Below are 19,737 nucleotides of genomic sequence, written 5' to 3'. Positions count from 1 at the left end.
TTGTTTACCAAGGAGTTTTCCGTTTCGACTGCGCCGGAAGTGGGGCGAATTATAGACTTCCAGAATCTGCCGTCAACTCTTTATTTGGAATTTCTATCAAACCACCGAAAACACCTGACATTCCTTCTATATAGGACGTGTGGCAGCGATAGTTGGGCAATATATTGCTCATTACTCAACAGTTCAGCATCATAGCGACCTCTGCTTCTCTACTATGACCTTGGACGACACACCTCAATGACCCCCCCACCCCGCAGCCTGGCCTCGGCATTGTTTCCAGTAGGCCTGCTGTTAATCGCCATGGCCTCCATACAGTCCGGCGCTTCGCTGGCCAAGAGCATGTTCCCTATCATCGGCGCACAAGGCACCACGACCCTGCGCCTGATTTTCGCCAGCGTGATCATGCTGCTTCTATTGCGCCCCTGGCGCGCAAAGCTGACGGCCAAGTCCCTGCGCACCGTAATCGTCTACGGAATGGCGCTGGGCGGCATGAACTTCCTCTTCTATATGTCCTTGCGCACCGTCCCCCTGGGCATTGCAGTAGCACTCGAATTCACGGGCCCCCTCGCCGTGGCTATCTATGCATCACGGCGAGCGATGGACTTCCTGTGGATTGCCCTCGCGATCATTGGCCTGCTCCTGCTGATCCCGATGGGGGAAGCCAGCAGTGGCATTGACTTGATCGGCGCGGGCTACGCATTGGGTGCGGGCGTCTGCTGGGCGCTGTATATCCTGTTTGGCCAAAAAGCCGGCAACGACAACGGCGTACAAACCGCCGCGCTGGGCGTCATGATTGCCGCCCTCTTCGTCGCACCGATTGGTATCGTCCATGCCGGTACTGCATTGCTGACACCCGCCCTGATCCCTATCGCCATTGGCGTCGCCATTCTGTCCACCGCCTTGCCCTATACCCTTGAAATGGTCGCACTGACCCGACTACCCGCCCGCACCTTCGGTACGTTGATGAGCATCGAGCCCGCGTTCGGCGCGCTTTCCGGCCTGTTTTTCCTGCATGAGCACTTATCCCTCGCCCAATGGCTGGCCATCACCTGCATCATCCTGGCCTCCGTAGGCGCCACATTGACCATGCGCAATGAATCCAAACCACTGGTGCCCGCCGACTAATCATCTTTCGAGGTAGCTCTGGTATTTGCCGCTCATTTAGGCCATGTTTAGTCGGTAAACCAATGTCATTCATGGAGAATTTCGACAAGGACAGCCCGAACGCTACAATCGAGAGCGAGTAAGGCCAGCTCCAGGCTTTTTTGCGGAGCGGCTATTAAGGATAGGAATGAAGCGAATTTTGATACTGTTCATGGTCGTGGCCATTGCTGGCTGTGCCGCGACCACCAAGACAGAAGTGAAGCGGGGCAAAAAAGGGCTGCATATCAACTGTTCGGGCCTGTCGTCCTCCTGGGACCAGTGCTACACCAGTGCCACCAATTCTTGCGGAGCCAAGGGCTACCGGGTTATCGCCAAATCCGGTGACAATTCCGAGGAGCCTGGGGACTACCCCTTCGGCCTCAACCCTGCTGGCTACACCAGCCGCAGCATGATCGTCATCTGTAAGTAGTCACCCGAGCAGTCCCCGACTGCTCCGATCAAATTCCTGACACAAACCTGCCCTTTGCGATGCTGTGGCTACACTCCTGCTTGATCACCGAGCCAAAGGAGTTCCCATGACGCACAACAAGAAAATCGTTTTGGTAGTGGGTGCGGGCGATGCAACCGGCAGAGCCATTGCCAAACGCTTTGCCCGCGAGGGGTATGTGGCCTGCGTCACCCGTCGCAGCGCCGACAAACTGCAGCCGCTGGTGGACAGCATCCAGCTGGCGGGCGGCCAAGCCCATGGTTTTGCTTGCGATGCGCGCAAAGAAGAAGGCGTTATCGCACTGATCGAACAGATCGAAAGCGAACTGGGCCCTATCGAAGTCCTCGTCTTCAATATCGGCGCCAACGTCCCCTGCAGCATCCTGGAAGAAACGGCGCGCAAATACTTCAAGATCTGGGAGATGGCGTGTTTCTCCGGTTTCCTGAATGCCCGCGAAGTCGCCAAACGCATGGTTACGCGCAACCGCGGCACCATCCTGTTCACCGGCGCCACGGCAGGTCTGCGTGGAGCTGCAGGGTTTGCCGCGTTCGCCGGCGCCAAGCACGGAATTCGCGCCCTCGCCCAAAGTATGGCGAGGGAATTAGGCCCCCGAGGTATCCACGTCGCCCACGTGGTGGTGGACGGCGCTATCGATACCGCGTTCATTCGCGACAATTTTCCGCAGAAATATGCCCTCAAGGATCAGGACGGCATTCTCAACCCCGACCATATCGCCGATAACTATTGGTTCCTACATAGCCAGCCACGGGACGCCTGGACTTTCGAACTGGACCTGCGCCCCTGGAACGAGCCCTGGTAGTCACGCCCTTCATAACAATAAGCAGCGAGCAGCAACCATGGATAAGACCCTGGAGTTCTTCTTCGACCTCGGCAGTCCCGCCACTTACCTGGCGTATACCCAGCTCCCTGCCCTGTGCGCCGAAACCGGCGCACTGCTGGTGTATCGGCCAATACTATTAGGGGGCGTATTCAAGGCGACCGGCAACGCTTCCCCGATCACCGTCCCCGCCAAAGGTCGCTACCTGTTGGATGACCTGGCGCGATATGCCCGACGCTACAAGGTTGTGCTCAAGTTCAGCCCGCACTTCCCTATCAATACGCTGGTATTGATGAGGGCAGTTACCGGCATGCAAATGCACCAACCTGAACGCTTCCAGGCCTTCATCGACTGCCTGTTCCACGCCCTCTGGGTAGAAGGCCGTCATTTGGGAGACCCCGCCGTCGTGGCCACAGTCCTCACTGAGCAGGGTTTCGATCCGGAACAAGTATTGGCCCTGTCCAACGATGAAGTCGTAAAAGCCGCCCTCAAGGACAACACCGAACGAGCCGTTCAACGCGGGGTGTTTGGTGCGCCCAGCCTGTTTGTAGGAGATCAGTTGTTTTTCGGCCAGGACCGTCTGGAGTTTGTACGGGAAGCCCTTGGCTGAATTTCGATCGTCGACCGCCCTTGAACGTCCCCTTGCGAACCCGTCTTAGGCGGCAACGATTGAATGGGGGCTCGGCATTGCGCTGTCGCCCCCCTGAAGCGCAACCGATCAAATAGCGGCAGTGCGGACCTGCAACCACTCCAGCGCGGCACCGCTTAGCAACGGGCTCAAACGCTCCCGCACCTCGGCGTGGTAGGCGTTGAACCACTGGCGCTCATCAGCCGTCAACAACGACGGCTCCAGGCAACGTGTATCGATGGGGCACAAGGTCAGGGTTTCGAACGAGAGGAACTCACCAAACTCGGTCTTGCCTGCTTCACGGTTCAATACCAGGTTCTCGATGCGCACGCCCCAACGACCCGGGCGATATGTACCGGGCTCAATCGAGGTGATCATGCCAGGCTGCATCGCGGTTTGCGGTGCGGTCGCGGCCTGATAGGCGATCACCTGTGGGCCCTCATGCACATTGAGGAAATAGCCTACGCCGTGACCGGTACCGTGGCCGTAGTCCACGCCCTCAGCCCAGATCGGCGCCCGCGCGATCGAATCCAACAGCGGCGAGAGGATACCCTTGGGGAAATGCGCACGGGACAGGGCGATCACACCTTTGAGTACCCGGGTACAGTCGCGCTTCTGCTCCTCGCTCGGCGTACCGATGGGCACCATCCGCGTGATATCCGTCGTGCCGCCCAGGTACTGGCCGCCCGAGTCGATCAACAGCAGGCCATCACCTTCGATCAGCGCGTGCTCTTCTTCAGTGGCATGGTAATGCGGCATAGCGCCATTGGCGTTGAAGGCCGCAATAGTGTTGAAACTCAGTGACACATAACCCGGGCGACGGGCGCGTGCCGCCGTTAAATGTTCGTCGATGGTCAGCTCGGTAATGCGTTCACGCCCCAGGGCGCTGTCGAGCCAGGCGAAGAATTCGCACAACGCCGCGCCATCCTGTTCCATGGCCTGGCGGATATGTTCGGCATCGGCCAAGCTCTTGCGAGACTTGGCCAGCGTGGTCGGGTTCAATCCTTCGACCAACTTGACCCCCGCATCGAGATGCTCGAGCAAACCGGCAGTCACACGTGCTGGATCAACCTGCAAACTGGCACCCGGCGGCACGGCACGCAATGCATCAGCCACTTCGCTGTAATCGCGTAGCGTCACCCCATCCCGCGCCAACGTGGCACGCAACTCGGCATCGACCTTGCCCAGCGCCACGAACAAGGTGGCCTGCTGCTGATTGATCAGGGCAAAGGACACAAACACCGGATTGAACGACACATCGCCGCCGCGCAGATTGAACAGCCACGCAATGTCGTCCAGCGTCGCAATGAAGTGCCAGTCGGCGCCCCGCTCTTTCAAGCTGCTGCGCAGTGCGGCAAGTTTCTCGCCACGGCTAACGGTGGCCTGGGGCGGCAGATGCGGGTAGATCGGTTGATTCGGCAACGGCGGCCGGTCTTGCCAGACCTCATTCAACAGGTCGATATCGGTACGCAAGCGCGCGCCACGCTCCGCCAGCTTGCTGCCCAGGGTTCGCGCCGAGGCCACGGCCATGACCGCACCGTCGACCGCCACCACACCGCCTTCCGGGGTTTGTTCGGCCAGCCATTCCAACGGACCGGGTTGGCCGGGTTGCAGTTTTACCAACTCGATACCGCTGCCCTTGAGCTCCTTGCTCGCCTGTTCCCAGTAACGGCTGTCAGCCCAGACACCGGCGAAGTCCGCGGTGACAATCAGTGTCCCGACCGAACCATGAAACCCCGACAACCACTGGCGACCCTGCCAGTAGCCGGGCAGGTATTCGGACAAGTGTGGATCGGCCGACGGCACCAGCAGGGCGTGAATGCCCTCGCGGCTCATCAGTTCACGGGTATGCGCAAGGCGCTGGGGCACCGTTCCATGGGTCAAAGGCTGCGTACTCATTGTGTCTCCTGCTAACCACGAATAATTGTTATGTGCTGCAAATGGATAATCAGACCGCCCAGAACGCCGGTGCACTGGCAAGGGCGGCCTTGATCAATTGCACAGCCTGGTCGATATCCTGTTCGGTGGTAAACCGGCCCAGGCTCAGGCGAATGGTTCGAGCGGCGGAGCGTGCATCATGGCCCAGGGCCAGAAGGACGTGGGACGGTGCATTGCTGGCCGAGTTGCAGGCCGACGTCGCCGAAAAGGCGATACCGGCACTCAGGGCGGCAGAATTGAATTCGCCTTCGCCGAACGTCAGGCTGAGGGTATGCGGAATACGCTGCGCCGGGCTGCCATTGAGGCGTACGCCTGCCACCGGTGCCAACTGATCCAGCAGGCGCTGGCGCAAAGCCACGATCCGGGCCTTCTCCTCCGCAAAAGACTCCGCCGCCAAGGCAAACGCCGTCCCCATGCCCGCGATTTGATGCGTCGCCAGGGTGCCGGAACGCAAACCGCCCTCATGGCCACCGCCATGAATCTGCGCAGATACCTTCTGCTGGGCCCGAGGCCCGACATACAACGCGCCGATGCCCTTGGGACCGTACAGCTTGTGGGCGGAAAATGACATCAGGTCCACCGGCCATTGCGTCAGGTCGATAGCCACCTTGCCCGCCCCTTGCGCCGCGTCCACATGCAGCAACGCACCCTGCGCCCGCACTCGCGCGCCAATCGCCGGAATGTCATTGAGGGTACCCAGTTCGTTGTTCACCAGCATCAGCGACACCAGGAAGGTGTCCTCACGCAAGGCTTCGCTGACCGCCTCGACACTGATCAAGCCATCGGCGTCCGGCACCAGGTAGGTCACGGCCACCCCGGCGTCCTGCAACTGCCGCGCGGTATCCAGGGTTGCCTTGTGCTCGATCTGGCTGGTGATGATATGCCCGCCCGCCACGCCACGCGCCTGGGCCACGCCCTTGATCGCAAGGTTGTTGGATTCAGTGGCTCCGGAGGTCCAGACGATCTGTCCTGGCTCGGCGCCCACCAGCTCGGCCACCTGGCGACGTGCCTGTTCAACCGTTTGCCGGGCCGCTTGGCCGAACGCATGGGAACTGGACGCAGGGTTGCCAAAGTTGGCATTGAAGCCCAGGCACTCGACCATCACCTGGATGACCCGCTCATCCACCGGCGTGGTGGCGGCGTAGTCGAAATACAGCGGACGTTTATTCATGACGTTAAAGACTCGCAGAGCAGGTTCCCGAGAGCAGCGTCTCAGGGGCATCGACCGGAACAGAGGTGGTCAGGTTTACCTGGTCAAATGCCATTAGAAAAGGATGACTTTATGTAAATGTGCGTAGGAACGCTCCTGAAATTCAGCTTAACAGGCTGAAGTCGCTCCATGGCAAACAAAAAACCCGAGATTCCTTAAGGGAAACCTCGGGTTCTTCAGCACGGCGCAGCCACTCAACTGGGGCGCCCATGCAAGGTCACGCTGCGCTCGGCATTCATTTCACCCTGGCGATCAAAACCGAAGGGCTTCTGTGGCTGGCCGGTCAGTGCGGCGCGCTGCTGTTGGTATTCATCAAACGACAAGCCGCGACGGCTCAGCGCTTCCAGAGCCAATTGCTTGGTTTCTTCAGCGGTGTAAGGACGTGATTCCGGTGAGGGATGTGTCGCACAGCCGGTGAGGAAGGAAGCGACAAGTAATACGCAAACAGCGAGTGACTGGTTCATGGCGAAGGCTCTGCGAAGGAGGTTTAAGTCAATGAACACAGGCTACTCCCGCCCCCGCACAGTGAAAAATCATCGTCCGTGATAGTCGCTATCACCCGCCGCGACACCCTCGATAACCAGGACAACATATTCTTTTACGATCTATTAATATGGAAATACGTTCATTTACGGAATAAAAACAACCCACTATAACTAGCTGCACGCCGGGCCCCAGTGTTCGCCAGGCAACTGTTGCGCAGGCAACAGTCATTCAACAATTCACCAGGCAGACAACAGCAACACTTTTCAGCAGTGAGCCTGTAACCCGCAGCCGGCAAGGCCTGCGCCCATTGGTACAGCTCTTGCTCAGCCCACGTACTTCACTCGCAATGAACCACTGTTGAAAAGGAACTGTTCATGACCCGTCCCCTGAATGTCGTTGCCCTCTCCGGCGGAACCTGGCGCCCGTCCCGTACCCTGGTGCTGACCCAAGCGGTACTCGCCGAACTGGCCAGCCTGCTGCCGATCCAGACCACCCTCATCGAACTGGGCGACATAGCCCGGCCACTGGGCGGCGCGCTGTCGCGCGATGAGCTGCCAGCGGAAATCGAAGCGCAACTGGTGACCATCGAGCAAGCCGACCTGCTGATCGTCGCCGCACCGGTCTATCGCGGCTCTTATCCCGGCCTGCTCAAGCACCTGTTCGACCTGGTCGGCCTCAACTCGCTGATCAACACGCCGGTATTGCTCGCAGCCACCGGCGGCAGCGATCGCCATGCACTGGTCCTCGATCACCAACTGCGGCCGTTATTCAGCTTCTTCCAGGCCTTGACCTTGCCGATTGGCGTGTATGCCACCGAAGCCGACTTCACCGACTACCAAATAACCAGCGAGCCCTTGAAGGGCCGTATTCGTCTTGCTGCAGAACGCGCGGCGCCCTTGTTTGCCGCGCACTCCACTTCTCTGCTGAAAATCGCTTAAGGATCTGTCATGGATGTTTTCTGGTTCCTGCCAACACATGGCGACGGTCATTACCTGGGCACAACCCAAGGTGCGCGGCCAGTCACCCTCAACTATCTGAAACAGGTCGCCCAAGCGGCTGACAGCCTTGGCTACTACGGCGTACTGATTCCAACCGGCCGCTCGTGCGAAGACTCCTGGGTCATCGCCTCGGCGTTGGTCCCCCTGACAGAACGCCTGCGCTACCTGGTGGCGATTCGCCCGGGCATCATCTCGCCCACGGTGTCGGCGCGCATGGCGGCGACCCTCGATCGCCTGTCCAATGGCCGCTTGCTGATCAACGTGGTGACTGGCGGTGACCCCGACGAAAACCGTGGCGACGGCAGCTTCCTCGATCACAGCGAGCGCTATGAAGTCAGCGACGAATTCCTCAAGATCTGGCGCCGTGTGTTGCAGGGCGAATCGGTGGACTTTGAGGGTAAGCACCTGCGCGTACAGAATGCCAAGGCGCTTTACCCGCCCGTGCAGAAGCCGTACCCACCGCTGTATTTCGGCGGTTCTTCGGACGCCGCCCATGACCTCGCCGCCGAACAGGTGGACGTGTACCTGACCTGGGGTGAACCCCCGGCCGCCGTCGCGGAAAAACTCGCGGATGTGCGTGAACGGGCCGCGCGTCATGGCCGCACCGTGAAGTTCGGCATCCGCCTGCATGTGATCGTGCGCGAGACCGAAGAAGACGCCTGGAAAGCCGCCGACAAACTGATCGAGCACATCAGCGACGACACCATCGCCGCAGCACAAAAATCGTTTTCGCGCTTTGACTCCGAAGGCCAGCGCCGCATGGCCGCCCTGCACGACGGGCGCCGCGACAACCTGGAAATCGCCCCCAACCTGTGGGCCGGTGTCGGCCTGGTACGCGGTGGTGCCGGTACCGCGCTGGTGGGCAACCCGCAGCAAGTGGCCGAGCGCATCAAGGAATACGCAGACCTGGGCATCGAGAGCTTTATCTTCTCCGGCTACCCGCACCTGGAAGAGGCGTATCACTTTGCCGAGTTGGTGTTCCCGTTATTGCCGGAACCTTATGCCAGCCTGGCCGGGCGCGGCATCACCAACCTGACGGGGCCGTTCGGCGAAATGATCGCCAACGATGTACTGCCCGCCAAGCCCTGAGATCAATGAAGCCTGCCTTAGGTGGGAGGCGGCTTGCCCCCGATTGCGGCGGGTCAGCCCCGTAACTGGCAACTGACACACCGCTATCGGGGCAAGCCCGCTCCCACCTTTGGCCTTCATTGCCAAATAGACATTGAGGAACACCGCGTGACAGCCAAACCCCACAGCGTCCTGCCCTCCCCTTTGCAGACCGCCAAGTTGCTGGCCGCCGATTTCGCCCTCACCGCCGTCGAACGCGACGAACGCGGTGGCACGCCGAAAACCGAACGGGATGCCCTGCGCCAAAGCGGCCTGCTGGCCCTGAGTATTCCCACCCAATACGGTGGCCTCGGCGCACGTTGGAGTGACACCCTGGGCATCGTGCGCGAGTTCGCCAAGGTCGACAGCTCAATCGCCCATGTCTTCGGCTTCCACCACCTGATGCTCGCCACCGTGCGCCTGTTTTCGCGCCAGGACCAATGGCAACCCTGGTTCGAACAGACCGCGCGCCAGAACTGGTTCTGGGGCAACGCCCTCAACCCGCTGGACACACGCACGGTAGTCAAGGATTTCGGCGGCTGGCGCGAATTTTCCGGCAAGAAGAGCTTCTGCTCCGGCGCCAGCGATTCAGAAATGCTCATCGCCTCGGCCGTGGATGAAAGCGCTGGCGGCAAGTTGCTGATCGCCGCCATCCCCAGCGGGCGCAGCGGCATCACCCTGCACAACGACTGGAACAATATCGGCCAGCGCCAGACCGACAGCGGCAGCGCCAGCTTCGAACGGGTACGCGTGGAGGAATCGGAACTGCTGCTCGACCCCGGCCCGCTGAGCACACCCTTCGCCTGTCTGCGCCCGCTGATCGCCCAGCTGACCTTTACCCATATGTTCCTCGGGATTGCCGAAGGAGCCTTCGAAGAAGCACGCCATTACACCCTGACCGAAACCCGTTCGTGGCACAAATCCAGCGCCGAGGACGTGCGCCAGGACCCTTACGTGCTGCACCACTACGGTGAGTTCTGGGTGGCCCTGGAAGGTGTGCGCCTGCTGGTGGAACGCGCCGCCGAATTGCTCGACCACGCCTGGGCCAAAGGCCCCGGCCTCAGCGAAAACGAACGCGGCCAACTGGCCATCGCGATCGCCACCGCCAAGGTTGCCGCCACCCGCCAAGGCCTGGAGCTGTGCAGCCGCCTGTTTGAAGTCACCGGCGCGCGGTCCACCCATGCTTCGCTGCGCCTGGACCGCCACTGGCGCAACCTGCGCACGCAAACCCTGCACGACCCCGTGGACTACAAACTCCACGAACTCGGGGACTGGGCCTTGAACCAATCCCTGCCGACTCCCACGTTCTATTCCTAAGAGAGGTGCCCATGCAGCTTTTAACCCTACCGCCCTCGCCCGCCCTCGCGACCTCGATCCGCGCCACAGCCCAGGTCTTCGAAGACCCGAAATCCCAGGCGCTGCTCGACCATATCCAGCAAGTGGCGCCCAGCGAAGCCAGCGTGCTGATCATCGGCGAGACCGGCACCGGTAAAGAGCTGGTGGCGCGCCATATTCATAACCTCAGCGCACGACGCAACCGGCCGTTCGTAGCGGTGAACTGCGGGGCTTTCTCTGAATCCCTGGTGGAGGCCGAATTGTTCGGCCATGAAAAAGGCGCCTTTACCGGTGCCCTCAGCGCCAAGGCCGGCTGGTTCGAAGAGGCTGACGGCGGCACCTTGTTCCTCGATGAAATCGGCGATTTGCCGATGGCGATCCAGGTCAAATTGTTGCGGGTATTGCAGGAGCGGGAAGTGGTGCGCCTCGGTTCGCGCAAAAGCATTCCCATTGATGTGCGTGTGCTCGCCGCGACCAACGTGCAACTGGAAAAAGCCATCAATGCCGGGCATTTCCGCGAAGACCTCTACTACCGGCTCGATGTGGTCAGCCTGGAACTCAGCCCGCTGCGCGAGCGGCCCGGCGATATCCTGCCGCTGACCCGTCATTTTATCGAAGCCTATAGCCAGCGCCTGGGCTATGGCCCGATCACCATCAGCCGCGAAGCCGAGCACAAACTCAGAAGCTACAGCTGGCCGGGCAACATCCGCGAACTGGAAAACGTGATCCACCACACTCTGCTGATCTGCCGCAATGGCGTGATCGAACGCGACGACCTGCGCCTGTCGAACATGCGTATCGAGCGCCAGGACGACAGCCAGCACAACACCGACAACAGTGCCGAAGCCTTGCTCGAACGGGCCTTTCAAAAACTGTTCGAAGAACAGGCCGGCGCCCTGCATGAAAAGGTCGAAGACGCGTTACTACGCGCCGCCTACCGGTTCAGCCATTACAACCAGGTCCATACCGCCAACCTGCTGGGTCTGAGCCGCAACGTCACACGCACGCGCCTGATCAAGATCGGCGAGTTGGCGGTAAACAAGCGCCGCCCCGGCGAAAACGTGCAAGGCGAGCGCATGCTGCACCTATCCATTTAGGCGACAGTGCAACGCGTTGTCATGGCTGCGCTCGAAACTGCGCAGCACCTGGAACGAACCGAAGGTCACGGCCGTGGCCTGGTGGGCGCGAATCAATGTCCAGAAATCTTCCTCTCCATGCTCGAAACACTTGAAGGCCGCCTCGCCGTCTTCACGCGAGCGCCATTGCAGGTAATTGAGCACCCGTCGTCCGTCATCGCTGACTTGCACACTCGCATTGATAAAGCCGCCATGGCCCTGGGCCAGACGTTCGCTCTGAATAGTCAGGGCTGCCACCAGGGCAGATTGTTGCCGGGGTTCGATCTGAAACTCGATCAATTGAGTGAAGCTGCGATTTTTCTCTGATACCTGCATGAACACTCCCCTTTCTCTGTAGGCAGAATCTTGCGATTCGATGCCACGCAGGGTAAAACCTCTAGTTAAGTCAAGGTCAAGCGCTTCTCTGGAGTTTTTCATGCTCAACAAGGAACTCACCGTCGGCCAATTGGCCGCGCGCAGTGGCGTTGCGGTCACGGCGCTGCACTTCTATGAATCCAAAGGGTTGATCAAGAGCAACCGTAACGCTGGCAACCAGCGCCGTTACCCACGGGATGTATTGCGGCGCGTGGTGGTGATCAAGATCGCCCAGCGCTTGGGCATTCCCCTGGCGACGATTGGCCAGGCATTACAGACGCTGCCGGATGGTCGTACGCCGACCACTGAGGATTGGGAGCGTTTGTCGGCGCTGTGGCGAGAGGATCTGGATGAGCGCATCAACAAGTTGATACTGCTGCGCGACAAGCTCAGTGGTTGTATTGGCTGCGGGTGTTTGTCGCTGCAAGCGTGCCCGCTGCGTAATCAGGCTGACCAGCTCGGTGAACATGGGCCTGGGGCCCAGCTGTTGGAACCCACGCCGCAATCCTGAGTTGGGAATGCGCCCCCCCTTTGATCGCCATGGGTTTTAGAAACCCGGTGCGATATCACTTTCGTCACGCGTCAGGATGAACTGGCGCAGTTCACCGCGATTGAACGCCTTGCCGCCACGGCATGCACAGGTCGCCGATGCTGTCCGGCCGACACCTCGTCGGCTGCCTGCAAGCCACGATCGGCGTGGCCTATAGTGAAAAGGCCGTCCCTCCACAACCACAATCAAGGAGAACGATATGAGCGTTAAGCCTATTCCCGAGGGCTACCACAGCGTCACGCCTTATATGGGCATCGACAAAGCGAGTGATGCCATCGATTTCTACAAAAAAGCCTTTGGCGCCACACAGGTCATGCGCCTGGATATGCCCGATGGCAAAGTCGGCCATGCCGAGCTGCGCATTGGCGACTCGGCGATCATGCTGGGCTCACCCTGCGAGGAAATGGCCCTGCGTAATCCGGGCGAGCACACCAGTGTCGGTTTGCACCTGTATGTGAACGATGTGGACGCGCAATTCAAGCAAGCCGTGGCGGCAGGCGCCACCGTAGTGTCCGAACCGAAGGACCAGTTTTATGGCGACCGGTCGGCGAGCGTGAAGGATCCGTTCGGTCACCTGTGGTTCCTGGCCACGCGCAAGGAGGATTTGACCGAAGCACAGATCCGCGAACGTGCCATGGACATGTTCAAGCAAGGCTGAAATCCATGAGGCGATACAACTTGCTCCTGATAACGGTGGATCAGTTGACATTTAATTGACTGATGTACCGCCATCGGGAGCAAACCTCCTCTTATAAAACAAAATAACTTATTGATTATTAAGAATTAAAATTCTTCCCTTAAACGACCGAATTTTTGTGGCAAGCGGGCTTGCCCTAATGCCATTCAGTTAAGCGTACATCGCCTTCTGTAGGAGCGAGGGGGACGCCTAGTTCTTGCTCGCGAAAAACGTCAACGATAACGCGTGTTTCCTGAATGAACGCGGCGCCTGTAAGTTCTTCGCGAGCAAGCTCGCTCCTACAAAAAAGCCTTAACTGAACGGCATTAGGGCTTGCCACAACAAGCCCGCTCGCCACAGGGGTTCCAGTTTGCTGCGCGACAGCGCTAAGTCGGATATTGAGCGGGACCTCCCACATTTGTTTGGCCGTGGGTCAGTTAAGCCACGGGTTGGCTTGCAGGTGGCCGCGTTCGAATGCCTTGATCGCTTCGCTGCACTGCAAGGTGCTGCCAACTGCATCCAGGCCCAGCAGCAAGGGCGCCTGGGTGATGGCTTGGAACATGTTTCGTGTTCGATGGAGGCGATAAAGCGCCCTGAATGTGAACCTGAAACATTTTCTTTCATATCCCGCTTAGGGATTTCTCATTCTCATCCGTCTTAACTTAGATACAGCCTGTCGCGTCAGCAAAAGCTACGACCGGCCTTTTCCGGGCCTTCAATGCCCCCTCCGATCAAGACCCTCATTCACATGTCGAAGAAGTCACGCTCAAAACTCTGGTTTCTTGTACACAGCTGGCTCGCGTTGCCCATCTGGTTCTTTGTACTGATCGTCTGCGTCACCGGCACCCTGGCGGTGGTCAGCCAGGAGATCGTCTGGCTGGCCAACCCGGATATCCGTGCCAGCCAGCCGTCGGACGACGCCGAACTGCTGAGTTACGACCAGGTGATCGCCGCCATCCAGCGTGACGCGCCCGAGGTGATCGTGCAGTCGATCAGCCGCCCGGATGAGTCGCACTTTGCCCTGAGTGTCAACCTCAGCTACCCCGACGGGCGCTCCGTCGAGGTCTACGTCAACCCGTACACCGGGGTCATCCAGGGGATCAGCCCGGCCTTCAACTTCCAGCAATTTACCCGCGCCCTGCACGGCTGGTGGTTGGTGCCGTTCACCAATGGCTACAGCTGGGGCTGGTACCTGGTGTCGGCGCTCGGTATTCCGCTGCTGGCGTCGCTGGTCACCGGGCTGGTGGTGTACAAGCGGTTCTGGAAGGGCTTCCTGCGCCCGACCCTGCGTATCCGCCACGGTGCGCGGATCTTCTGGGGTGATTTCCATCGCTTGAGCGGTATCTGGTCGATCTGGTTCATTGCGGTGATCTCCATCACCGGTATCTGGTTCTTGATCCGGGCGATCCTGGGGGACAACCAGATTTCGATTTCCACTGAACCGGTGATCCCGGTGATTGCCCGCGAGAATGTGCCGCTGTCTGCACCCGGTGTACCGGCCCCCATGATTCCGGTGGACGAGGCGATCAAGATCGCCACCCAGCGTATTCCCGGCCTGGAGGCGAGTTTCGTCAGCCTGCCTCTCAATGCCTATAGCCACCTGCAGATCGGCGGGCGCGGCTGGTACCCGCTGATGTACCAGACCGCGCAGATCAACCCCTATGACGGGGAAATCGCCGCCGCGCACTTGTTGTCCGACCGCTCGAAGCTGGAGTTCGTCACCGAATCCATGCGCCCGCTGCACACCGGCGACTTTGGCGGGCTGTGGATCAAGCTGATCTGGGCGTTCTTCGGCCTGATCATGAGCATGATGGTGCTGAGCGGCCTGCTGATCTGGACCAAGCGCACCGCCCTGGCCACCCTCAATGCCCTCAAGCGCGAAGCCAAGACCCAACGTGCGCCGGCGTCTATCCCGGCCATGCCAGCCGAAACCTCGGAGGCCAACCCATGAGCAAGCCCGCTGCCGCGACCCCGCCTTCACCGCTGCGGGCCTTTTGGCTGAAATGGCGTTTCCACATCAACGTCCTGCTGTTACTGGTGCCCCTGGGCTTTATGCCCAAGTACTTTGCCGATGCCGCGCTGTTTCGTGGCGACACCGGCCTTGGCGAACGGGTGGTCGGTGACGTGCAGGTCGGGCCATGGAGCCTGAAGCTCGCCGAATTCCGCAACGAAGGCCCGCGCCCGGACCCGGCCGGCCCGATGAAGTCCTTCAATGCCGCCCTGTGCGCGACCTGCGCCGAGCAGGTCAAGGCCACCTACCTGCGTATCGGCAAGCCGCGCAGCCTGCGGGCCGCCGGGGTGATCTTCTTCGGCACGCCCTACCGCATGGGCGCCGCCCTGCCCATCCCTGAGCGCACGCCGGTCGACGCCGAACTGTGGGTCACCATGGAAGGCTGGGACGGCACGATGCACCAGGGTTCCGTTCCTTTGAGCCAGGCCTCGCCTGCAACCATTGCCTGGCTGAACAAGCAAGGAGTTAAACCATGACTTTGATGCGCCTGACCCGCGCCTGTGGCGTTCTGTTGCTGAGCGCCGGCTTCAGCACGGTTGCCCTGGCCCACAACCCGATGTGCGAATGCAAGGAAATCCCCGGTGAGCAGATCCAGTGTACCGGCGGTTTTTCCGACGGCAGTGGCGCCCCCGGCGTGACCCTGGACGTGATCGGCTACGACGAGACCATCCTGCTGCCCGGCAAGCTCGGCCAGGACTCGACCCTGACCTTCAAGAAGCCCTCGGCCGAGTTCTATGTGCTGTTTGATGCGGGCCCCGGCCACGTGGTGGAAATCGACCAAGCGGATATCCAGCCTCAATGAGTACCACACAGGTTGTACGCCCCGCCGGTGCCGGCCATGAAACCCTCTACGTCCTGCTGCTGTGCCTGATCATCCTCGCGGTGGCCGGCACGGTGGTGGCCCTGCACGGTGAAACCCAGGTGGTGGCCGCCGTGTCCAGCCATCAACTGGATGCCCGCCGTGACCTGAGCGCCGCCGAACAAGGCATCTACGCCGACCTGCGGGTAACGCTGGATGAAATCCACGTGCTGCAACAAGAGCAAAGCGCCCTGCCTGGCCCCGAACAACTGGCCGAAGAAGGCTTTGCGCCGTTTGCCCGCGACGCCAGTTCGGTCAGTCGTGGCGACCATCGCTGGCAGTTGCTGGCGAATACGGCCTACCTGGGACTGAGCCAGGCGCCGACCACCAGTGGCTCGTTGCTGATGCGCGTGCACGGCGCCGAGCCGGACATCTGGCTCAACCGCCGCGCAGACCTCGCCGCCCCTTCCGACCTCACTGACCAGGCGCTGATCGCAGCCGGCTGGCAGCAGGTGGTCGCGCAATTCGATGCCGGCGTCACCCGCCAGCACCGTCACTGAACGAGAAGATCGATTGCCCATGTCTATTTCATCTCCCCTGTTACGCCTGTTGCTGGTTGGCCTGTTCAGCCTGATGCTCGCGCCCCTCGCTAACGCCGAGGCCGCCAAACGCCTGCGGATCGGCATCACCCTGCACCCTTACTACAGCTACGTGGCGAATATCGTCGGCGACAAGGCCGAGGTGGTGCCGCTGATTCCGGCCGGTTTCAACCCCCATGCCTACGAGCCGCGCGCCGAAGACATCAAGCGCATCGGCACCCTGGATGTGATCGTGCTCAATGGCGTCGGCCATGACGATTTCGCCGACCGCATGATTGCCACCAGCGAGCGCCCGGCTATCCCGGTGATCGAGGCCAACGCCAACGTGCCGTTGCTGGCCGCCACCGGCAATGCGGCGCGCGGTGCCGGCAAGGTGGTCAACCCGCACACCTTCCTGTCGATCAGTGCCTCGATTGCCCAGGTCTACAACATCGCCCGCGAGCTGGGCAAGCTCGACCCGGACAACGCCAAGACCTACACCCAGAACGCCCGTGCCTACGGCAAACGCCTACGCCAGATGCGCGCCGACGCCCTGGCCAAGCTGACCCGCGCGCCCAACCCGGACCTGCGTGTCGCCACCGTGCACGCGGCCTACGACTACCTGCTGCGCGAGTTCGGCCTGGAAGTCACCGCGGTGGTCGAACCGGCCCACGGGATCGAACCCAGCCCCAGCCAGTTGAAGAAAACCATCGATGAACTGCGGGCGCTGGACGTGAAGGTGATCTTCTCGGAAATGGATTTCCCGTCCACCTATGTCGACACCATCCAACGCGAATCCGGGGTCAAGCTCTACCCGCTTTCGCATATTTCCTACGGGGAATACAGCGCTGAAAAGTACGAAGTGGAAATGACCGGCAACCTCAACACCGTGGTGCGGGCGATCCAGGAGTCGGGGGCATGACGGCGGCGGAACACCTGAAAGTGACCAGCGTCGGGCCAACGATCGACTTCGACCAGGTGACGCTGACCCTCGGCCGCACGGCGATTCTCGATGGCGTGAGTTTCCAGGTGCAGCCGGGCAGCATCCACGCGCTGGTAGGCCCCAACGGCGGCGGTAAAAGCTCGCTGATCAAGACTCTGCTGGGGCAGACGCCGCATCAGGGCCACTTGAGCCTGCAATGGCCAACGGTGCCCGGCACCATCGGTTATGTGCCCCAGGCCCTGGAATTCGACCGGGGCTTGCCGATGACCGTGGATGATTTCATGGCGGCCATGTGCCAGCGGCGCCCGGCGTTCCTTGGGTTGTCGAAGCATTACGCCGGCCCCATCGGCGAGGCGCTGGAACGGGTCGGCATGCAAGACAAGCGCAAGCGCCGCATGGGTGCGCTGTCCGGCGGTGAGCGTCAGCGCGTGCTGCTGGCCCAGGGGCTGATTCCGGCCCCGCACTTGCTGGTGCTGGACGAACCGATGTCGGCCCTCGATGAAGCCGGTATCCAAGTGTTCGAACGGCTGCTGAGCGACTGGCGCCTGGCCGGGATCACCGTGCTGTGGATCGAGCACGACCTGGAGGCCGTGGGTCGCCTGGCCGACCGCGTCACCGGGTTGAACCGCCGTGTGCTGTTCGACGCCACGCCAAAGGAGGCTCTGACCCCGGATCGCCTGCTGACCCTGTTCTCTACCCACCCTCGGAGCCCGGCGCAATGAGTTATGAAGCGTTTCGCTTGATGGTCCAGGGCTGGGCCTCTTCCGGTTACCTGCCGGAAGCCCTGGCCTATGGTTTTGTGGTCAACGCGTTGCTCGCTGGCCTGCTGATCGGCCCGGTGCTGGGCGGCCTGGGCACGCTGGTGGTGGTCAAGCGCTTTGCGTTTTTCTCCGAAGCGGTCGGCCATGCGGCGCTGACCGGCGTTGCGGTGGGCATCCTGCTCGGAGAACCCTATACCGGACCGTACGGCAGCCTGTTTGGCTACTGCCTGTTGTTCGGCATCCTGCTCAACTACCTGCGCAACCGCACCGGCCTGGCGCCGGATACGTTGATCGGGGTGTTCCTGTCGGTGTCCCTGGCGTTGGGCGCGAGCCTGCTGCTGATCCTGGCAGGCAAGATCAACGTGCATATCCTGGAGAACGTGCTGTTTGGCTCGGTACTGACGGTCAACGGCAATGACCTGCTGGTACTGGCAGTCGTAGGTTCGCTGGTAATGGCCCTGGCGCTGCCGCTGTACAACCGCATCATGCTCGCCAGCTTCAACCCGCAATTGGCCGCGGTACGCGGTGTGGCGGTGAAGACCCTGGACTACCTGTTCGTGATCCTGGTGACCCTGATCACCGTGGCGGCAGTCAAGGTCATCGGCGCGATCCTGGTCGGTGCGCTGCTGGTGATCCCGGCCGCGGCGGCCCGCCTGTTGAGCCAATCGCTCAAGGGATTCTTCTGGATCTCAGTGGTGATCGCCACCCTCAGCACCCTCTGCGGGATCCTGCTGCCCATCATCTTCGACCTGCCGATCCCCTCCGGCGCCGCGATCATCCTCGTGGCCGGTATCGCCTTCGCCTGTGCCGCCATTGCGCGCGGCACCGTGCCCAGTCTCAAAGGGAACCTTGGATAATGCGCGCGTTCTTCACCCCCCTGGCCCTGGCCATCGCCTGCTTGATCACCCCGCCGCTGATAGCCGCCGACGTCGCCAGGCCGGCCATGCACGCGGCCAAACCCATCAAGGTCCTGGCCTCGCTGCCCATCACCTATGGCTTGGCAGCGGTGCTGCTCAAGGGCACCGACGTGCAGTTGGAACGTGCCGCCCCGGCCAACCTGCCAGGCTCGCGCCAGGTGTCCTACTTCACCGGCCGTGGCGCACCGGCGCTCAATACGCTGGCCCAGGACGCCGACGCCGCCATCGGCCTGCGCTCGCTGTGGGCCGATGATCCGCTCTACCCCGTGGCGCGGCGCAGCAATATCCGTATTGTCGAAGTGGACGCCGCACGCCCGGTGGACGGCGGCTTGCCGGGGATCGCCGTGCAACCGGGCGTCACCGACGGCTTGAACAGCCAACCCTGGCAATCGAGCAATAACATGGGGCGCATGGCCGACGTAATGGCCGCCGACCTCAGCCGCCTGGCCCCCGCCGCCAAGCCAAAGATCGACGCCAACCTCGCCGCCCTCAAGCAACGCCTGCTCAAGCTCACTGCCGACAGCGAAGCGCGACTGGCCCAGGCGGACAACCTGAGCGTGGTGAGCTTGAGCGATCACTTTGGGTATCTGATCAGCAGTTTGAATCTGGAACTGCTCAGCACCGATGCCCGGCCCGATGCGGATTGGACGCCTGAGGCATTACAAAAACTCAGTGCCGAGCTGAAGGAAAACGACGTGGCCGTGGTGCTGCATCATCGTCAGCCGAGTGACGCCGTGAACGCCGCCGTCACGGCAGGCGGCTCGAAGTTGCTGGTGTTGAACGTCGACGGCGCGGACCCGGTATCGGAGTTGGAAACCAATGTGGATCAAGTGATCAAGGCACTCACAAAGCACTCACTGTAGGAGCGAGATTGCTCGCGA

Annotated in this window: 22 protein-coding genes and 1 pseudogene; 18 read left to right on the top strand and 5 right to left on the bottom strand. The window is 61.1% G+C overall.

All coding sequences use genetic code 11. The features are described from left to right. Window positions 1-237 precede the first annotated feature (237 nt). The 4 genes from rhtA (at window position 238) to AC1Q6I_RS31390 (ending at window position 3,039) form a co-directional block, all read left to right on the top strand. Window positions 238-1,125 (top strand): threonine/homoserine exporter RhtA, encoded by an 888-nt coding sequence (gene rhtA / locus AC1Q6I_RS31405; protein ID WP_102625001.1) that lies wholly within the window; start codon window positions 238-240, stop codon window positions 1,123-1,125. Between the two features lie 166 nt (window positions 1,126-1,291). Then, window positions 1,292-1,573 (top strand): hypothetical protein, encoded by a 282-nt coding sequence (locus tag AC1Q6I_RS31400; RefSeq protein ID WP_024074413.1) that lies wholly within the window; start codon window positions 1,292-1,294, stop codon window positions 1,571-1,573. 106 nt (window positions 1,574-1,679) lie between these two features. Beyond that, window positions 1,680-2,411: an SDR family oxidoreductase gene (locus tag AC1Q6I_RS31395; protein WP_102625000.1), complete on the top strand. Its 732-nt coding sequence runs from the start codon at window positions 1,680-1,682 to the stop codon at window positions 2,409-2,411. Between the two features lie 37 nt (window positions 2,412-2,448). Further along, complete coding sequence (locus tag AC1Q6I_RS31390) at window positions 2,449-3,039, top strand: 2-hydroxychromene-2-carboxylate isomerase (protein ID WP_102624999.1); 591 nt, start codon at window positions 2,449-2,451, stop codon at window positions 3,037-3,039. Between the two features lie 108 nt (window positions 3,040-3,147). Here the strand turns inward: AC1Q6I_RS31390 and AC1Q6I_RS31385 are convergent, their stop codons facing one another. The 3 genes from AC1Q6I_RS31385 to AC1Q6I_RS31375 all read right to left on the bottom strand — a co-directional run bounded on the left by AC1Q6I_RS31385 (window position 3,148) and on the right by AC1Q6I_RS31375 (window position 6,669). Then, window positions 3,148-4,956, bottom strand: coding sequence for an aminopeptidase P family protein (locus AC1Q6I_RS31385; protein ID WP_102624998.1), 1,809 nt, complete (start codon window positions 4,954-4,956; stop codon window positions 3,148-3,150). A 49-nt stretch (window positions 4,957-5,005) separates the two neighbouring features. Then, entirely contained in the window at window positions 5,006-6,166 is a 1,161-nt protein-coding gene (locus AC1Q6I_RS31380) for a cysteine desulfurase family protein (RefSeq protein WP_102624997.1), read from the bottom strand. 233 nt (window positions 6,167-6,399) lie between these two features. Continuing rightward, entirely contained in the window at window positions 6,400-6,669 is a 270-nt protein-coding gene (locus AC1Q6I_RS31375; protein WP_024074408.1) for a hypothetical protein, read from the bottom strand. A gap of 396 nt (window positions 6,670-7,065) precedes the next feature. Here AC1Q6I_RS31375 and msuE point away from each other — a divergent pair, with 396 nt between their 5' ends. From msuE to AC1Q6I_RS31355, 4 genes are all read left to right on the top strand, one after another. Beyond that, complete coding sequence (gene msuE, locus AC1Q6I_RS31370) at window positions 7,066-7,629, top strand: FMN reductase (RefSeq protein ID WP_024074407.1); 564 nt, start codon at window positions 7,066-7,068, stop codon at window positions 7,627-7,629. 9 nt (window positions 7,630-7,638) lie between these two features. Further along, window positions 7,639-8,778: an FMNH2-dependent alkanesulfonate monooxygenase gene (gene ssuD, locus AC1Q6I_RS31365; protein ID WP_102624996.1), complete on the top strand. Its 1,140-nt coding sequence runs from the start codon at window positions 7,639-7,641 to the stop codon at window positions 8,776-8,778. Between the two features lie 147 nt (window positions 8,779-8,925). Further along, window positions 8,926-10,113, top strand: coding sequence for an acyl-CoA dehydrogenase family protein (locus AC1Q6I_RS31360; RefSeq protein ID WP_102624995.1), 1,188 nt, complete (start codon window positions 8,926-8,928; stop codon window positions 10,111-10,113). An 11-nt stretch (window positions 10,114-10,124) separates the two neighbouring features. Next, on the top strand, window positions 10,125-11,228 hold the full coding sequence (locus AC1Q6I_RS31355) for a sigma-54 interaction domain-containing protein (protein ID WP_102624994.1): 1,104 nt from the start codon (window positions 10,125-10,127) through the stop codon (window positions 11,226-11,228). Here AC1Q6I_RS31355 and AC1Q6I_RS31350 read toward each other — a convergent pair. Next, window positions 11,217-11,582 carry an antibiotic biosynthesis monooxygenase gene (locus tag AC1Q6I_RS31350; RefSeq protein WP_041160883.1) on the bottom strand — a complete coding sequence of 122 codons (366 nt, stop codon included), beginning with the start codon at window positions 11,580-11,582 and terminating at the stop codon, window positions 11,217-11,219. The genes AC1Q6I_RS31355 and AC1Q6I_RS31350 overlap by 12 nt on opposite strands. A 100-nt stretch (window positions 11,583-11,682) precedes the next feature. Here AC1Q6I_RS31350 and soxR point away from each other — a divergent pair, with 100 nt between their 5' ends. Further along, window positions 11,683-12,132 (top strand): redox-sensitive transcriptional activator SoxR, encoded by a 450-nt coding sequence (soxR, locus tag AC1Q6I_RS31345; RefSeq protein ID WP_024074402.1) that lies wholly within the window; start codon window positions 11,683-11,685, stop codon window positions 12,130-12,132. Window positions 12,133-12,370: 238 nt separating this feature from the next. Beyond that, window positions 12,371-12,829 carry a VOC family protein gene (locus AC1Q6I_RS31340; protein ID WP_024074401.1) on the top strand — a complete coding sequence of 153 codons (459 nt, stop codon included), beginning with the start codon at window positions 12,371-12,373 and terminating at the stop codon, window positions 12,827-12,829. A gap of 451 nt (window positions 12,830-13,280) precedes the next feature. Here the strand turns inward: AC1Q6I_RS31340 and AC1Q6I_RS31335 are convergent. Then, a pseudogene (locus tag AC1Q6I_RS31335) lies at window positions 13,281-13,385 on the bottom strand (3-isopropylmalate dehydratase small subunit); the annotation flags it as partial. Between the two features lie 210 nt (window positions 13,386-13,595). On the opposite strand from AC1Q6I_RS31335, the gene AC1Q6I_RS31330 reads away from it, so the two are divergent. The 8 genes from AC1Q6I_RS31330 to AC1Q6I_RS31295 are packed head-to-tail and all read left to right on the top strand — an operon-like array spanning window position 13,596 to window position 19,719. Then, window positions 13,596-14,798: a PepSY-associated TM helix domain-containing protein gene (locus tag AC1Q6I_RS31330; protein WP_102624993.1), complete on the top strand. Its 1,203-nt coding sequence runs from the start codon at window positions 13,596-13,598 to the stop codon at window positions 14,796-14,798. Continuing rightward, entirely contained in the window at window positions 14,795-15,334 is a 540-nt protein-coding gene (locus AC1Q6I_RS31325) for a PA2404 family protein (protein ID WP_024074398.1), read from the top strand. The genes AC1Q6I_RS31330 and AC1Q6I_RS31325 overlap by 4 nt, the downstream gene beginning before the upstream one ends. Next, entirely contained in the window at window positions 15,331-15,660 is a 330-nt protein-coding gene (locus AC1Q6I_RS31320; protein WP_102624992.1) for a hypothetical protein, read from the top strand. The genes AC1Q6I_RS31325 and AC1Q6I_RS31320 overlap by 4 nt, the downstream gene beginning before the upstream one ends. Continuing rightward, complete coding sequence (locus AC1Q6I_RS31315; protein ID WP_024074396.1) at window positions 15,657-16,217, top strand: DUF6162 family protein; 561 nt, start codon at window positions 15,657-15,659, stop codon at window positions 16,215-16,217. The genes AC1Q6I_RS31320 and AC1Q6I_RS31315 overlap by 4 nt, the downstream gene beginning before the upstream one ends. Window positions 16,218-16,236: 19 nt before the next feature. Further along, window positions 16,237-17,157: a metal ABC transporter substrate-binding protein gene (locus tag AC1Q6I_RS31310; RefSeq protein WP_102624991.1), complete on the top strand. Its 921-nt coding sequence runs from the start codon at window positions 16,237-16,239 to the stop codon at window positions 17,155-17,157. Continuing rightward, entirely contained in the window at window positions 17,154-17,900 is a 747-nt protein-coding gene (locus tag AC1Q6I_RS31305; RefSeq protein ID WP_102624990.1) for a metal ABC transporter ATP-binding protein, read from the top strand. Before AC1Q6I_RS31310 ends, AC1Q6I_RS31305 begins: the two co-directional genes overlap by 4 nt. Then, window positions 17,897-18,796 carry a metal ABC transporter permease gene (locus AC1Q6I_RS31300; protein ID WP_024074393.1) on the top strand — a complete coding sequence of 300 codons (900 nt, stop codon included), beginning with the start codon at window positions 17,897-17,899 and terminating at the stop codon, window positions 18,794-18,796. The genes AC1Q6I_RS31305 and AC1Q6I_RS31300 overlap by 4 nt, the downstream gene beginning before the upstream one ends. Beyond that, window positions 18,796-19,719 carry a metal ABC transporter substrate-binding protein gene (locus AC1Q6I_RS31295; protein ID WP_102624989.1) on the top strand — a complete coding sequence of 308 codons (924 nt, stop codon included), beginning with the start codon at window positions 18,796-18,798 and terminating at the stop codon, window positions 19,717-19,719. The genes AC1Q6I_RS31300 and AC1Q6I_RS31295 overlap by 1 nt, the downstream gene beginning before the upstream one ends. Window positions 19,720-19,737: the final 18 nt, after the last annotated feature.

The organism is Pseudomonas sp. MPR-R2A5 (assembly GCF_058793055.1).
This window is presented reverse-complemented; position numbering and strand designations above follow the sequence as displayed.

Bases quoted from the DNA above. Each gene is read 5' to 3' on its own strand.
- rhtA (WP_102625001.1), top strand. From the start codon at position 238: ATGACCCCCCCACCCCGCAGCCTGGCCTCGGCATTGTTTCCAGTAGGC.
- AC1Q6I_RS31400 (WP_024074413.1), top strand. From the start codon at position 1,292: ATGAAGCGAATTTTGATACTGTTCATGGTCGTGGCCATTGCTGGCTGT.
- AC1Q6I_RS31395 (WP_102625000.1), top strand. From the start codon at position 1,680: ATGACGCACAACAAGAAAATCGTTTTGGTAGTGGGTGCGGGCGATGCA.
- AC1Q6I_RS31390 (WP_102624999.1), top strand. From the start codon at position 2,449: ATGGATAAGACCCTGGAGTTCTTCTTCGACCTCGGCAGTCCCGCCACT.
- AC1Q6I_RS31385 (WP_102624998.1), bottom strand. From the start codon at position 4,956: ATGAGTACGCAGCCTTTGACCCATGGAACGGTGCCCCAGCGCCTTGCG.
- AC1Q6I_RS31380 (WP_102624997.1), bottom strand. From the start codon at position 6,166: ATGAATAAACGTCCGCTGTATTTCGACTACGCCGCCACCACGCCGGTG.
- AC1Q6I_RS31375 (WP_024074408.1), bottom strand. From the start codon at position 6,669: ATGAACCAGTCACTCGCTGTTTGCGTATTACTTGTCGCTTCCTTCCTC.
- msuE (WP_024074407.1), top strand. From the start codon at position 7,066: ATGACCCGTCCCCTGAATGTCGTTGCCCTCTCCGGCGGAACCTGGCGC.
- ssuD (WP_102624996.1), top strand. From the start codon at position 7,639: ATGGATGTTTTCTGGTTCCTGCCAACACATGGCGACGGTCATTACCTG.
- AC1Q6I_RS31355 (WP_102624994.1), top strand. From the start codon at position 10,125: ATGCAGCTTTTAACCCTACCGCCCTCGCCCGCCCTCGCGACCTCGATC.
- AC1Q6I_RS31350 (WP_041160883.1), bottom strand. From the start codon at position 11,582: ATGCAGGTATCAGAGAAAAATCGCAGCTTCACTCAATTGATCGAGTTT.
- soxR (WP_024074402.1), top strand. From the start codon at position 11,683: ATGCTCAACAAGGAACTCACCGTCGGCCAATTGGCCGCGCGCAGTGGC.
- AC1Q6I_RS31340 (WP_024074401.1), top strand. From the start codon at position 12,371: ATGAGCGTTAAGCCTATTCCCGAGGGCTACCACAGCGTCACGCCTTAT.
- AC1Q6I_RS31330 (WP_102624993.1), top strand. From the start codon at position 13,596: ATGTCGAAGAAGTCACGCTCAAAACTCTGGTTTCTTGTACACAGCTGG.
- AC1Q6I_RS31325 (WP_024074398.1), top strand. From the start codon at position 14,795: ATGAGCAAGCCCGCTGCCGCGACCCCGCCTTCACCGCTGCGGGCCTTT.
- AC1Q6I_RS31320 (WP_102624992.1), top strand. From the start codon at position 15,331: ATGACTTTGATGCGCCTGACCCGCGCCTGTGGCGTTCTGTTGCTGAGC.
- AC1Q6I_RS31315 (WP_024074396.1), top strand. From the start codon at position 15,657: ATGAGTACCACACAGGTTGTACGCCCCGCCGGTGCCGGCCATGAAACC.
- AC1Q6I_RS31310 (WP_102624991.1), top strand. From the start codon at position 16,237: ATGTCTATTTCATCTCCCCTGTTACGCCTGTTGCTGGTTGGCCTGTTC.
- AC1Q6I_RS31305 (WP_102624990.1), top strand. From the start codon at position 17,154: ATGACGGCGGCGGAACACCTGAAAGTGACCAGCGTCGGGCCAACGATC.
- AC1Q6I_RS31300 (WP_024074393.1), top strand. From the start codon at position 17,897: ATGAGTTATGAAGCGTTTCGCTTGATGGTCCAGGGCTGGGCCTCTTCC.
- AC1Q6I_RS31295 (WP_102624989.1), top strand. From the start codon at position 18,796: ATGCGCGCGTTCTTCACCCCCCTGGCCCTGGCCATCGCCTGCTTGATC.